Origin of the sequence: Oscillatoria sp. HE19RPO (assembly GCF_024220515.1) — a bacterium.
Lineage (GTDB): Bacteria > Cyanobacteriota > Cyanobacteriia > Cyanobacteriales > Laspinemataceae > Laspinema.
Genome location: NZ_JAMXOT010000057.1, coordinates 1 through 14,233 on the forward strand (window position 1 = coordinate 1; position 14,233 = coordinate 14,233).

At 48.9% G+C, this 14,233-nt stretch carries 7 protein-coding genes; 6 read left to right on the forward strand and 1 reads right to left on the reverse strand.

Annotated features, from left to right (window positions below; genetic code table 11):
* Window positions 1-215: 215 nt before the first annotated feature.
* The 6 genes from NG833_RS06370 (at window position 216) to NG833_RS06395 (ending at window position 11,081) form a co-directional block, all read left to right on the forward strand.
* Window positions 216-1,643 carry a HAMP domain-containing sensor histidine kinase gene (locus tag NG833_RS06370; RefSeq protein WP_254564469.1) on the forward strand — a complete coding sequence of 476 codons (1,428 nt, stop codon included), beginning with the start codon at window positions 216-218 and terminating at the stop codon, window positions 1,641-1,643.
* Between the two features lie 212 nt (window positions 1,644-1,855).
* Window positions 1,856-2,587: a hypothetical protein gene (locus NG833_RS06375; protein ID WP_254564470.1), complete on the forward strand. Its 732-nt coding sequence runs from the start codon at window positions 1,856-1,858 to the stop codon at window positions 2,585-2,587.
* A gap of 628 nt (window positions 2,588-3,215) precedes the next feature.
* On the forward strand, window positions 3,216-3,428 hold the full coding sequence (locus NG833_RS06380) for a hypothetical protein (RefSeq protein ID WP_254564471.1): 213 nt from the start codon (window positions 3,216-3,218) through the stop codon (window positions 3,426-3,428).
* Between the two features lie 550 nt (window positions 3,429-3,978).
* The gene (gene sbcC / locus NG833_RS06385) at window positions 3,979-7,032 is read left to right on the forward strand and encodes an exonuclease subunit SbcC (protein ID WP_254564472.1); all 3,054 of its coding nucleotides are present in this window, start codon (window positions 3,979-3,981) and stop codon (window positions 7,030-7,032) included.
* Window positions 7,033-7,490: 458 nt separating this feature from the next.
* A complete protein-coding gene (locus tag NG833_RS06390; protein ID WP_254564473.1) occupies window positions 7,491-7,817 on the forward strand; it encodes an Hpt domain-containing protein in 327 nt (108 codons plus the stop codon).
* A gap of 552 nt (window positions 7,818-8,369) precedes the next feature.
* A complete protein-coding gene (locus NG833_RS06395) occupies window positions 8,370-11,081 on the forward strand; it encodes a GAF domain-containing protein (protein WP_254564474.1) in 2,712 nt (903 codons plus the stop codon).
* A 131-nt stretch (window positions 11,082-11,212) separates the two neighbouring features.
* Here NG833_RS06395 and NG833_RS06400 read toward each other — a convergent pair whose 3' ends face one another.
* Window positions 11,213-14,134 carry a CHAT domain-containing tetratricopeptide repeat protein gene (locus NG833_RS06400; RefSeq protein WP_254564475.1) on the reverse strand — a complete coding sequence of 974 codons (2,922 nt, stop codon included), beginning with the start codon at window positions 14,132-14,134 and terminating at the stop codon, window positions 11,213-11,215.
* Window positions 14,135-14,233: the final 99 nt, after the last annotated feature.

Consider the following 14,233-nt stretch of genomic DNA (forward strand, 5'->3'; position numbering starts at 1 on the left):
TCCAAAAAATAAAACCTTCAAAAAACCCGCAGGCTCAAGCCTGGGGCTACACGGACAAAGCCCGCCTGCGCGGGCTAAAAGAGCCTTGTTAGGTGCGATCGCATCAAAGCAAGGATGATTTATTTGTTGGAATCCCCTAAAGAGAAATAGGGTGCGGGGAAAGAGGCGGGCATCAGTGAGCGTTACTGTATTCAATCGAATAAGGGAAGATGGGAATGGGAGCCAGTTCAGAATTTGTTGCCCTGTGTAAATCACAGGTGGGTTTGCTCTCGAAAGGGCTAGGATCCTCCGTGAGTGTGGTGTATTTGACAGAAGAACTGGCAGAAGACCGGGAAGCCAAGCTAATTCCGATTGTGACCTATCCGGAAACTGCTGTGGTGTGGGAAGAAAATCCCGCCCGGGCGATCGCCGGTTCCAAGATTGCCACAGAAATCCCTGGGCGTCCCACCCCTGACTTTCCACCCACGGCAATCCCCGGGGAAACGCCGACAACGGCAACGAATGCCTCCCTGACTCAAGGTCCCCCGTTAGTTTCCGCTTCCTCCCAAAGACCCGTGACGGTTCATTTAGTCGAACCGATCCGATATTTAAACCCAGAAGATGGACCGATCGCCGAGGGGGAAGAGTTAGCGCAACCCCGACAAATCGTCTTACCCCTAATCCATGAAGAAATCGTCATGGGACTGTTGGTGACGCGCCGCGAGGACCGACCCTGGACCGATCGCGAACGGATGCAGATTGAACGCATCGCCCAAACCATCGCGATCGCCTGCATTTTGGATCGACGCCAACGCTGGTTAAGTCAGCAACTGCGCCAACAGCAACGCCTGCAAGCGGAACAACATGATTTGCTGGATAACCTCCTGCATCAGGTCCGCAGTCCCCTCACCGCCTTACGCACTTTTGGAAAATTATTGTTAAAACGCCTGCGGGAACCGGATCCGAACCGCGATATTGCCGGAAGTATCCTGCGCGAGAGCGATCGCGTTCAAGAATTGCTGCAACAGATGAATTTGGCGATCGAACCGGAAGAAATCGCAGCGGTCCCAGATGTGCAAACCGAGGTCCCGTCGGACACCCCGATGTTGGAGAAGCGATCGCCACAATTGTTACTCCCCGCCTTTGATTTAGAACCCTGCGATATCCGGGCTGTACTCGAACCGTTGCTGATTTCCGCCCAGGCGATCGCCAGCGAACGTCATCTGGAATTGACGACCCAGATTCCTTTGGAATTGCCTGCGGTTCTCGCTTCTCCCAAAGCCTTGCGGGAAGTCCTGAGCAATTTGATTGACAATGCCTTGAAATATACCCCCTCCGGAGGCAAAATTTATGTGAAAGTGGGGAGTCAGCGCCAAATTGAGGGGGTAACCTGGATGGCGATCGCTATTAGTGACACGGGAATCGGCATTCCCCCCCAAGACTTAGAACGGTTATTTCAACGGTATTATCGCGGCGTCAAAGCCCAGAGTGATATTCCCGGGACCGGATTGGGATTGGCGATCGCCCGCGAACTGATCGCCCAAATGCAAGGGACAATCGAAGTCTTTAGTCCCACTCCCCTCCAATGGCGAGATCCCAATTGGAAAAACCAACCGACTTGCGATCGTCCAGGGACAACCTTTATTGTTTGGCTGAAACTCTAAGAGGGATTTTCCCCTAAGGGAACTCCAAAAAATAAAATCCCCAAAAAACCCGCAGGCTGTTCGCGGAGCGTTCCGTCAGGAAAGCCTGGAGGCTCACAGGACAAAGCCCGCCTGCGCGGGCTAACACAGTCTTGTTAGGTGCTTAACCATCGGGATTTGGATGATTTATTTGTTGGAACACCCTAAGTCTTCTCAATCGTTTCATCTGCACTATGAATTTATCTTTACTCTTTGCCATCGCCTTAGCGATCGTTCATATTGGGGCGAAAAATCTGCTCTTTCTGGGTTCAGTTCCCCGTAACCGCTGGCTTTCAGTAGCGGGGGGCGTATCGGTGGCTTACACTTTTATTCACATTTTTCCCGAACTGAGTGCAGGACAAGTCAGAGTTGAGGATTCAGCCCTCAACGGTTTAGAATTTTTAGAACACCATGTTTACCTGATGTCCCTGTTAGGATTTTCCATCTTTTACGGATTGGAAAAACTGGCTAAGACATCCAGGCAGCAACAACGTAAAAGTGGACGAGGAGATACGACTAGCGATCGGGTTTTTTGGCTGCATATTATTTCTTTTGCGCTTTATAATGCCCTGATTGGCTATCTGATGGCGGATCCAGAACAAGAATCGAGTGTTTTGAGTTTGTGCTTCTTTTTCATTGCAATGGCGCTGCATTTTGTAGTCAATGACTTTGGGTTGCGCGAACATCACAAACGGGTTTACGACCACAAGGGGCGCTGGGTCCTGGCAGGATCGGTGATTCTGGGATGGGCGATTGGCAGTGCAACCCGCATTTCCCACGAGGCGATCGCCCTGCTCTTTGCTTTTTTAGCCGGAGGTATTATTTTGAACATCCTGAAGGAAGAACTACCGGAAGAACGGGAAACCCAATTTTGGGCCTTTGCTGCTGGGGCCGGTGTTTATTCGGTATTATTACTCATCATCTGATACCCAGAAGGGCGATGGGATTGACCGTAAATGTAGAGGCGATTCGCGAATCGCCTCTACATTTACGGTTGGATCTCCCCAAATGCTTAAGTCTTAATCATCAGAAAACCCAGGATTTCTTTAAGTATTTATTCTTATGAAAATCCCGAGACTCAGGGACCCGAGAATCCCGCCCGGAAGTTATAGAAGGAACTCTATCTGGAGATGGATGCGTCAGGGGGTGAAGGGTATTTTTTTAGGAGGTTTCATCGATTAATTTCAGGAGTAAAAACCCTAAAACTCTTGTCCGGTGGGGAATGAGAAATTATTTTAACCAATCTATTGCGAAAATTAAATCTAGGCATTATCATTTCATGAGCTACCTCTCAGGGTAGAGACGAGTCGGAGTTTTCCTCTAAACTTAGAAAGTTTCTGACTCCCGACGGTCAGATTCCCCAAGGGCTAATCCTGAAAATGTCCAACATTAGGCCATTTGAGAGCAGTCGCCTGGTATTTTCAGCCGGAACCCCTGTCAGGGAATTTAGATAAATGGACTGTTCCGGATTTGGTATTCGGTGTTACATTAAATTTAGTAGCAATTTTGTAGCCTTAGTTACTTTTACGAGCTTTCAATAGGAGCCAACCCAAGATGCATCCGGTATGTATAATTCCTCTCAGCATTTCAGTCTGTGCCTTTCTGCTTAATCGACGCACCTCTGAGGAAACCGTAGGCGTGATGACCATGACCCTAGCTGGACTGTTAGCGGTTGTGGCGTTAATCTTAGCCCCCTGGCAGATTCAGATGGTGGGCGCTTTGGCTTTATTGTTAGATCGCTGTCAGTTATTGAAGGTTCGGGGGTAGGGGATTTGTCCTTTGTCATTGGTCATTGGTCATTTGTCCTTGGTTGATGCGGGGGATGGGGAAGGGTATAGGGTTTTTATCGACAGTGCGATCGCTACAAAGGTGCTGTCTCTAGGTCGTTTCAATCACGGGGATGATTCTTTCTTCGGATTGGGGACAATTGTAGATCTGCTTCTCACCCACTTCAGGCTGATTCGCTTCAGGGGGATGGGGAGAATGTGGAAGATGACTCTAAAATTACGGGGTTGAGATAACGGAAACCCGATTAAATTTTCCCCTCCTTGACAATCAGGGAGGGGAAAATTTCTTTAATTGTAAATATTTGTAAAATTAAGCGGTCAAAAGGTAGAATCCGCTGGAAATCGGGCTCAAAATAGAAAGTTGAATGGGTCGTCAATGCCACAAATGCCAGAAAAACCCTGGACAATTTCGGAGTAAAGGCGATCGCTGCTCTGATTCAACCGGCTTTCCCAGCCCTCGATAATCCCTCTCCCTTCACGGTTTCACCACCCTTGGGCGACTGCCCTTTTATGAGCCAGCCTGATATAATATGATTCCCTTAGAACTGAGTTTAAAAAACTTTCTGAGCTATCGCGAAGCTACCCTCGACTTTCATGGGTTGCATACCGCCTGTATCTGTGGACCCAATGGTGCCGGAAAATCCTCCCTCCTGGAAGCCCTCGCCTGGTCCCTCTGGGGCAATAGTCGCGCGGGCACCGAGGACGATATTATTCATACCGGGGAAATGGATGCGCGGGTTGATTTTACCTTCCAAACCAATCAGCAAATCTATCGGGTAATTCGTTCTCGCCAACGGGGTCAATCCAGTGCTCTGGAATTTCAAGTGGCGACGAATTCTGAGGATTTGACTCCCAATCAACTGGAACATCTAGAATTTCGCCCCCTGACGGAGAAAGGGTTACGAGCCACTCAGGACAAAATTATCCAACATATCAAGCTCGATTACGATACCTTTACCAATTCATCTTACCTGCGCCAAGGTCGAGCGGATGAGTTTATGTTGAAACGACCCTCGGAACGCAAGCAGGTATTGGCAACTCTGCTGAGGTTGGACCATTATGATGAGTTGGCAGAACAGGCAAAAGACCGATCGCGCGAGGCGAAGGGTCAAGTGCAGTTGCTGGAACAAAGTTTAGCCTCCTTGCAGCAACGATTACAAGAAACCATCGCGATCGCCCAAAATCTGGACCAGGTGGAAGCGCAAATTCTCCAGGGTCAAGAATCCGTGAACCATCAGCGATCGCAATTGCAGCAGTTCCAACAACTCCAACTCCAACGCCAAAACTGGCAACAGCAAATCACCCATCACCAGGACCGCGATCGCCAATTGAAGGACGACTGCGATCGCACTCAACAAGAACTCAACCTCAACCATCGTCGCCGCCAAGAATTAGAGGCACTGCTTAAACAAGAAGGCGAAATTTTGGCGGGATATCATCAATATCAGCAATTACAAGCGCAGGAAGAAGTTCAAGCCTCCAAATTCCAATCCTACCAACAAGCGACCCAACAGCGTCAGCAATTACAGGACCAGGAACGCAAAACCCTCGCTTCCCTGGAATCCCAAATTTCTTCGACTCAAGGGGAATTGGAGTATATTCGCCGTCAGGAAGGGGAACTGCGGGAGATTCTGAATAAAGCGCCGGAAGTGGAAGCGGCGATCGTTAAATTACAAGAAGCGCGCGATCGCCTCACTTATTTGGATGATCTGCATACGCGAGTCAAACCCTTGATGACCCGACAACAAACCCTACAAGTCGAACTCGATCGCATTCGCACTCGCTTATCCGCACGCCTGGAAGAAATTGCCGGTCAAATTCATCGCCTGGAAGAGGAACAAGATAACAGCTATGTTTTAGAGGAGAGTCTCGCAGAAGTGGCGATCGCCATTAATGCCTTAGAGAAAAAACGAGTCTATCAACAACGAGTACGGGAAAAAGGCTTAGAACGCCGCAGCTTTATGGAACGGTTGATGGCACAAACCTCCGATTATGAAACCCAATTGGCAGCGGTTACCCAAAAAATCCAGATGTTGCAAGTCCCGGATGCACTTTGTCCCCTGTGTGACAGACCCTTGGATGAACATCATTGGGATTTAGTGATTGAAAAGCAGAAAGCGCAGGAACAAGGGCTGATCAATCAAATGTGGGTATTGAAGGAACAACTGGCAACGAGCGATCGGGAAATTCAGATTCTGCGCCAGGAGTATCGGGAACTGGAGGAGGAGTTAAAACACTACAATGCCTTACGGGAACGTCGGGGACAATTACAGGCTCAAATTGATGCCACTTTAGCCTCCCGGGACCGTTTACAACATCTCATATTAGAGAAACAACAGTTAGAACAGGCTTTACATACGGGAAGTTATGCTGGGGAATTATACCAAGAACTGCAACAGGTGGAGCAGTCGCTGCAACAGTTAAATTACAATGATCAAGACCGCAGTTTGGCTCTGAATGAGGAAAAACGCTGGCGCTGGGGGGAAATTAAGCAAGGGCAAATTCAGCAATCCCAACGGCAAATGGCGCAATTACAAGTTCGCAAGCCGGAGTTAGAACAAAAACTGGGGCAATTACAAGCAGCATTACAGGAACAACAAACGAATTCCCCTTTGCAACAACAGATTGCTTTGCTCGATCGCCACTTACAAACCATTGGCTATGACCCCCAGGAACATAACCGGCTGCGAGGTGCGTTAAGAAGCGCACAACTCTGGCTAGGACGACTGGAGGAGTTAAAGCAAGCGCAGCAACAATATCCCCAGGTGGAACAGCGGATTGGGGAGTTAACTCGGCAGTTGGAGGCGCGAGTCGGCGATCGCACTGTAGTACGCCAGCAGATGCAAGCGCTGCATCAGCAACTCCAGGATATTCCCGACCCCGGCGATCGCATCAAAGCGACAGAAAAACAAATCCAGCTTTTGCGCTCCTCCTTGGATAGTTTATTGGCAACCAAAGGACGCCTGCAACAACAACAACAGCATCTCGCGGCACTCCAAAGTCAGTCGGAAGAACAACGCAAACAACTGGAAACCTCTCGTCGTCAAGAACGGGTGTATCGGGAGTTGGCAACGGCATTTGGTAAAAATGGCATCCAAGCGTTGATGATTGAAAATGTGTTGCCACAGTTGGAGGGAGAAACCAATCAGATTCTCTCTCGCCTGAGTGGCAATCAACTCCATGTGCAATTTGTGACTCAGCGCGCTAGTCGGGGACGTAGCAAAAAAAATACCAAGTTAATTGATACCTTGGATATTTTAATTGCCGATGCGCGCGGGACAAGAGCTTATGAAACTTATTCGGGAGGGGAGGCATTTAGGATTAATTTTGCGATTCGGTTAGCATTAGCGCGATTACTCGCTCATCGGGCGGGGACTTCGTTACAAATGTTAATTGTGGATGAAGGATTTGGAACCCAGGACCGAGAAGGGTGCGATCGCCTAATTGCGGCAATTAATGCGATCGCCTCGGAATTTGCCTGCATTCTTACGGTGACCCATATGCCGCAATTTCGCGAAGCCTTTCAAGCCCGCATTGAAGTCAGCAAAAATCAAAATGGTTCTCAACTGAGTTTGTCCGTTTAATCAGGATATCCTGACAAATCCCGGGAATCAATCTCATCCCCCAAACCGTTAGGGGCCTGCGTCTGCGGGACCTTTCCGGGGCGGCAAGAAAGCAACCCATTCCCCCACAGTGCCGGATCTTCTATCCCCGGACCAGGCCCCTCCCAATCTGGAATATTTTTTGTCCCCCGAACCTCAAGATATGGTATCATTTTTTCTAGTGAAAGGAGGCTCGATTTTCAGTGAACTGATTGCTTCAAATCAAGGCATTGCCCAGTCTCATCAGCTTCATCACCCCCTAACCCTAGTCATCTTTAAATCAGTCAGGAACCTCTGTTAAATCGCTTTGAATTTCCCTCGGATTTCTGACTCTTACATGAGATGACTTCCGGGTTAAAAAGCCTGAGTGACTGAAAGCTGACGCCTCCCTCGACGAGTTAATGTAACCGACGTAATTCTTAGCATCTTGTAAATTGAAAATGGCAGTCAACTTGGAACGCTTACAAGAAATATCCGGTGGGGATCGTGAATTTGAACGAGAAATTTTACAGGCATTTGTGGAAGATGCTTGGGTCAGCCTCGATCTCCTCAAAAAATTCTTAACCACAAACGATTATTCCGCTTTTAGCAATCAAGCCCATCAGCTCAAAGGGTCTAGTTCCAATATGGGCATTACGGTTCTCCAGAATATTGCTTTTGAACTCGATAAAAAGGGAGAGCAGCAAAATCTTCAGGGGACTGAACAGGATTTAGAGAAGATAGAAACAATTCTGAATGAGCTAGAAGATTATCTGTCTAAAAATTAAAGGATTTATGAGGGGGGACAATTATTCAGAATTGTTCCCCCATCCCAATCCGAATTACGGGTCGATCAGGGGATGTCAAAAATCTCCCGATTCATCGGTTACAGTAGTACCCAGGAGTGGACCGAATCGTCCCTATTTAAGGGTCACAAGTCTTGACTGGATATCCTGTTCATGGTATGATTTGAAACTTTTTTAAGCCAATTCCAAAATTTTTATAAAGTAAATCCTCAACAAGACCAAGCTATGCGGGGTGGTAAAATGTAACATAAGCTACAATTTTAGAGGAAAAATCCGCATAAATTTAAAGTCGTACCCCCTCCCAAAATTGAGGAATTGATGATAATTTTTACAAAAGTTAAAATATCAGGGGATAAAAATAAATAATAATAGAATCATCAGAAAACCCCGAGTTCTGTGCGGGGTACAGTCCCTTGTCAATTTAAGAAATTACAATCTAAGCGACCCACCCTGAGTAGCGGTGAGGTGTTCTCTATGTTAAATAGTTTTTTTTTGCTTCCCCGCGTTATCCCTACTGTCTCTCTGAGTAATCCGTTGGAACACACTAAGATAGAAGACCCCCAAAAGCGCAGCGCCTTGTTGCGAAAAGTCATCGACCAAATCTGGCAATCTCTGGAACTCAAAACCATCCTCCAGACAGCGGTAGATGAGATTGCCGCAATGCTCAACTTAGATGCCTGTAGTTTCTTGTGGTACTTTGAGCGCACGGAACGGGTGCAAGTGGTCTGCAAACGGACCCGGAATCACGATTTGGCCGCATTAGAGGGAACGAAACCCCTCTCTGAGGTGGGATATCATCCCTTAGACATCTTTGGCACCTCCGCCAGCGCGATCGCCCAAGGACAGATGGTGATCAGTTGTGGTCCCCTGAACGAGTCCAGGACCTTTGCTGCCATGACGCGCCTGATCGCCAATTGTCCCGTAGCACGTCCCCCCCAGAACTTGATGCAGGGTCACGAACATCCCCCACCGGACATGGATCCGGACAACCCCGCTTCTGCACCGGGGACATTGGATGCCGTTGCCAATTTGTTGGTTCCCGTGAAAGGACAGGAGGGATGGATTGGCTTTATCGCCTGTCTCTCACAGAATTCCCGCACTTGGTCAACGGCTGAGGTGGAATTTGTCCAACTGATCGCCCAACAACTGGAAATTGCCATTCGGCAAGCACAACTGTACGATCGCGTTCACAAGCAAGCACAAAGAGAGAGATTGGTCAATCAAATCGTCAACCAAACCCGTCAGAGTTTCGACCTCGAAACCATTTTAACCCAGGCGATCGCCCAACTGCTAGAAGCCTTAGAAGTCGATCGCTGCTTGATCCACCTCGTCGAAGATCGGGAAGAAGGGGTAACCGGCGATCGGCACCACGAAACCAGTTTCTGGAATGCCGCTAACGATGTAGCCTTCCGCAGAGAGCATCTATTTGAAGTCTGTCGCGAACCCTTTCCCTCCTCCCTTGATGACTTTGATACCCACGGACCGATCACCCAATGGACGATCGCCCATCGCGAAGAAGTCATCATCTCCGACGTCAGCGAAGACCCCCGCATCGGCAAACAAAACGAAGAATACGACAAAGCCGAGATTAAATCCTCAATGGTGATGCCGGTACAAGCCAATGGCCGACTCCATGCGATTCTTTATATTAATCAATGTTCCCGAGTCCGCCAGTGGTCCAAACATGACCGCGAACTCGCCCGCGCCGTCGCCGATCAACTGGCGATTTCCATCCAACAAGCCTGCTTATATGCCCAAAAAAGCGCCACAATGGAACGAGAATCGCTCTTGCGCTTGATTGGGGAACATATTCGCCGCACCTTAGATATCAACACCATCCTGCAAACCAGTGCCCGGGAAGTGCGCCAACTATTGGGAGCCGATCGCGTTGCTATCTATCAGTTTAGCAAAGAAGGCGCAGGCCAAATCGTTGTCGAAGAAAGTACCGAAAAAATCTGTCTGCGGGAAGCCGTCAAAGAACATGATTGCTTTTACCAGGAATGTGCCGAACAATTGCAATCGGCACAACAGCCCCCAGTTCGAGCCGTCGAAGATGTGTATAAAACCCACGGCAACGACGAAAATCTCGCCTGTTGGCAACATCTACAAGTTCGAGCAAGTTTGAGCGTTCCCATCTCTCGGGGGAACAAAGTTTGGGGACTGCTGATTGTCCATGAATGCCATAAACCCAGAGGATGGCGGACTTCAGAAATAGAACTGTTGCAGCAACTCGCCGATCAGTTGGCGATCGCCATCCATCAAGCGGAATTATACGATCGCGCCTGTGCCAATGCGATCGCCGCCCAAACCAAAGCAGCAGAATTAGAACAAGCCTTACGACAACTCCAGGAAACCCAAGCGCAACTGATTCAAAGCGAAAAAATGTCCAGCTTGGGTCAATTAGTCGCCGGAGTCGCCCACGAAATCAACAATCCCGTTAACTTTATCTATGGGAACCTTTCCCATGTGGATGGATATGCCCAAGATTTGTTACAACTGCTAGAAGCCTATCAGGAACATTATCCGGAACCTGTGCCAGAGATAGAAGAAATTGCCGAAGAAATTGACCTAGACTTTCTGCGAGAAGATATGCCAAAAGTCCTGAATTCCATGAAAATAGGGGCCGATCGCATCCGAGAAATCGTCTTGTCTTTGCGGAACTTCTCCCGTCTAGACCAAGCGGAAATGAAATTTGCCAACCTCCATGAAGGCATTGATAACACCTTGCTGATTCTCCAAAACCGCTTGCGAGCCAAAGCGGGTCAGGTGGGGATAGAATTGGTCAAAAACTATGGCAAACTGCCCCGAGTTGAGTGCTATCCCGGACAACTCAATCAGGTATTGATGAATATTATTAGTAATGGAATTGATGCCTTAGAGAGTTATAACGAAAAGCGCTCCATCGAAGAAATCCGCCAAAATCCCAGCCGGATTACCATTCGCACCGAATGGGTGAAGAAACAGGGACAGAATGACCGAATTATCATTGCGATCGGCGATAACGGACCGGGAATTCCTGACCCCATAAAAGCCCGACTATTCGATCCATTTTTTACCACAAAAGCAGTTGGAAAAGGTACGGGATTGGGACTTTCAATTAGTTATCAAATCATCGAAAAACATAAAGGGGCGATCGCCTGTATCTCCGAACCGGGACAGGGAGCAGAATTTGTCATTGAAATTCCCGTCCGTCAATCCGAGGAGGTAGCCGTTTCTCACCAACCACTCATGGCGATGAGTTCTTAAGCGTGAGGCGATCGCGATTAATCGGTGGGTGGCGACGCGGTGGGGAAACGCGATAATCCGTGAAAATCTGTGCAATCTGTGGTTCCCCTATACCTTGGGGAGACGCGATAAATCGACGTCTCTACAGGAACCTATTGCGCCTCACCCATCAACGTAAACCCCGCCCAATTTTCCGGATTGGGATACTGCTGCATCGTCGTCAGCATCGCCTGACGCAATGCCTGCGCCTTGTTGCCACTGCTTTCCCAGTTTTGATAAAATTCCCGCATCAACAGATAGGTAGCATCATCCGGCACTTTCCACAACGAAACCAACACGCTGGCAGTTCCCGCAGACATCAGCGATCGGGATAATCCAATCACCCCATCGCCGGTAATTTCTCCCCGTCCCGTATCGCAAGCAGAAAGTACCACTAAATCCGCATTCAGTTCCAAATCGAATATTTCCCCCGCAGTCAGCAATCCATCATCGCTGCTGGTGGGGGTGAGGGCGATCCAACTGTCGATGCCGCTCGTCGGGTCAAAACTGCCGTGGGTGGCCAGATGTATAATCCGAGAAGACTGCATTTTTTGCACCACCGCCGATTCCGTTGCTTGGGAACCGATCAACGGCGTCACCTGAAGCAGGTTTCCGATATCCTGGGCTTCTTTTTCCGCACCTAACAACGGTGATAGTTGTTGTGGCGGTTGTCCTACAGAGGGCATCGTGGGATTGCCGACGATTAAGATATCGCCTTGGGGTTGCTGCTTTTGGGTGAAATCGAGCACTTGAATCGAAGGGGCGGTGAGGATGGTATGCTTTTCGAGCAGATAGGTGCCGTTGGCATCTAGTAACGCAGGGAAAGGCACTAAAAATAAGGAAGCGTGGGGAACGAAAATAACTCGATCGTTCGGGTTTGTCGGGAGTAAATCGGCGATCGGTTCGATTAACAGTTGATAGAGTTGTTGCCATTCTCGTTGTTGTCGTGGGGAGATTGAGCGCGTATTTTGGGGTGCAGTTTCTCGACTAAATGCAGACCCGCGATCGCTGTGGACTTCAGTAGTTCCACCGCGAGTTTCAGCCACAGTAATATTGCGACGGCAGATAAAGTTCTCAAAGCAACGGGCATTGGCGATCGCTTCCCCCAAAGAACTCTCTTGCTCTTGCCACACCGGGTTGAGGTTACTGCGCCGGAAACTTATCTCTCCAGTGGGTTTGATGACCCAGATATACAGTTCCGATTCTTCGACTAGATCGACTTGGTTAAATTGCAACCCTTCACGAATGTAAGAATATTGGACAAGGGTGGCATTTTGGGCAGCAGCAATTTGTTTGATTTGAGTGAGATTGGCTGGAGTGACAGTGAGGGCATTGTCTGGGGTGTCGGCAAGTCTTTGGGCAAGCAATTCTACAAAAGCGCGGGCGCGTCCCCGTTCGGAAATTTCCAGGGCGCGATCGGTTTTATTCTGGGCAACTAGAACCGCTTGTAGAAGTTCGTAGGTCGTTTTCTGTTGTTCAAACAGGGATATTTTTTGTGCGTCGGTTAAACCGGGACGCAATTGTTCTTTCACTTCAATCGATGCTAGATAGCTTTGTTCCGCTTGGGCGTATTCTCCCCGTTTTTGGTAAACAAGCCCCAGGTTGTGGAGGGAGTAGCCTTCCCCCGCTTTGTCCCCGATTTGCCGTAAAATCTCTAACGATTGCAGGTAGTATTGCTCCGCTTGGGCGTATTCTCCCAGACTCTCGTAAACATTTCCCAGGTTGTTGAGAGTTATGCCTTCCCCCGCTTTGTCGCCAAGTTGCCGATCTATCTCTAACGATTGCAGCAAGAATTGCTCCGCTTGTGCATATTCTCCCAGACTCTCGTAAACAAGCCCCAGGTTGTTGAGGGCGTTGCCTTCTCCCGCTTTGTACCCCAGTTGCCGTGCTATCTCTAACGATTGCAGCAAGAATTGCTCCGCTTGTGCGTATTCTCCCAGATTCCGGTAAACATTTCCCAGGTTGTTGAGGGTTCTGCCTTCCCCCGCTTTGTCCCCGATTTGCCGTACTATCTCTAACGATTGCAGGTAGTATTGCTCGGCTTGTGTGTATTCTCCCAGACTCTCGTAAACATTTCCCAGGTTGTTGAGGGTATCGCCTTCCCCCGCTTTGTCGCCGAGTTGCCGTGCTATCTCTAACGATTGCAGGTAGTATTGCTCGGCTTGTGCGTATTCTCCCAGATTCCGGTAAACATTTCCTAGGTTCATGAGGGTACTGCCTTCCCCCGCTTTGTACCCCAGTTGCCGATCTATCTCTAACGATTGCAGGTAGTATTGCTCGGCTTGTGCGTATTCTCCCAGACTCTCGTAAACATTTCCCAGGTTGTTGAGGTTGTTGCCTTCCCCCACTTTGTCGCCAAGTTGCCGATCTATCTCTAACGATTGCAGGTAGTATTGCTCGGCTTGTGCGTATTCTCCCAGACTCTCGTAAACATTTCCCAGGTTGTTGAGGGAGATGCCTTCCCCCGATTTGTCGCCAAGTTGCCGATCTATCTCTAACGATTGCAGGTAGTATTGCTCGGCTTGTGCGTATTCTCCCAGACTCTCGTAAACATTTCCCAGGTTGTAGAGGGAGATGCCTTCCCCCGCTTTGTCGCCAAGTTGCCGTGCTATCTCTAACGATTGCAGGTAGTATTGCTCGGCTTGTGCGTATTCTCCCAGACTCTCGTAAACATTTCCCAGGTTGTTAAGGGCACTGCCTTCTCCCGCTGTGTCGCCGATCGCCCGATAAATTTCCAACGCTCGTTCATAGGATTGTAAAGCGTCGCGATATTGACTGCGCTGATACTGCTCAACTCCTAAATCCAGCAGGCGATCCGCTTCCTGTTTTCGTTCTTCTACGGTTTGGGCGGTGGCCAGAGGAGGAGAGAATAGGCGCTGGTTTGCTGTCGGGGGGTGGGGGGTGACGAGGAGGATGGCGGTGAGGGTGACGAGATTGAGGAGTTTGTGGGGTAATGGCATGGGTTGAGGGTTGAGGGTTGAGGGTTCCAGAAGAAAGGTTGGGGTTAGGTTAAAGCTGTTTTCGTCTATTATCATGATTTGGCTATTTTGTCAAGCTTCAGAAAAAAATATTGCAGATTGCCAATAGTATGAAGCCCCCATTGCTAAAACCCTGACGCTTTCTTTGCATGGGAG

Excerpts from the sequence above, each read along its gene's own strand:
- NG833_RS06370 (WP_254564469.1), top strand. The coding sequence starts at position 216 with ATGGGAGCCAGTTCAGAATTTGTTGCCCTGTGTAAATCACAGGTGGGT.
- NG833_RS06375 (WP_254564470.1), top strand. The coding sequence starts at position 1,856 with ATGAATTTATCTTTACTCTTTGCCATCGCCTTAGCGATCGTTCATATT.
- NG833_RS06380 (WP_254564471.1), top strand. The coding sequence starts at position 3,216 with ATGCATCCGGTATGTATAATTCCTCTCAGCATTTCAGTCTGTGCCTTT.
- sbcC (WP_254564472.1), top strand. The coding sequence starts at position 3,979 with ATGATTCCCTTAGAACTGAGTTTAAAAAACTTTCTGAGCTATCGCGAA.
- NG833_RS06390 (WP_254564473.1), top strand. The coding sequence starts at position 7,491 with ATGGCAGTCAACTTGGAACGCTTACAAGAAATATCCGGTGGGGATCGT.
- NG833_RS06400 (WP_254564475.1), bottom strand. The coding sequence starts at position 14,134 with ATGATAATAGACGAAAACAGCTTTAACCTAACCCCAACCTTTCTTCTG.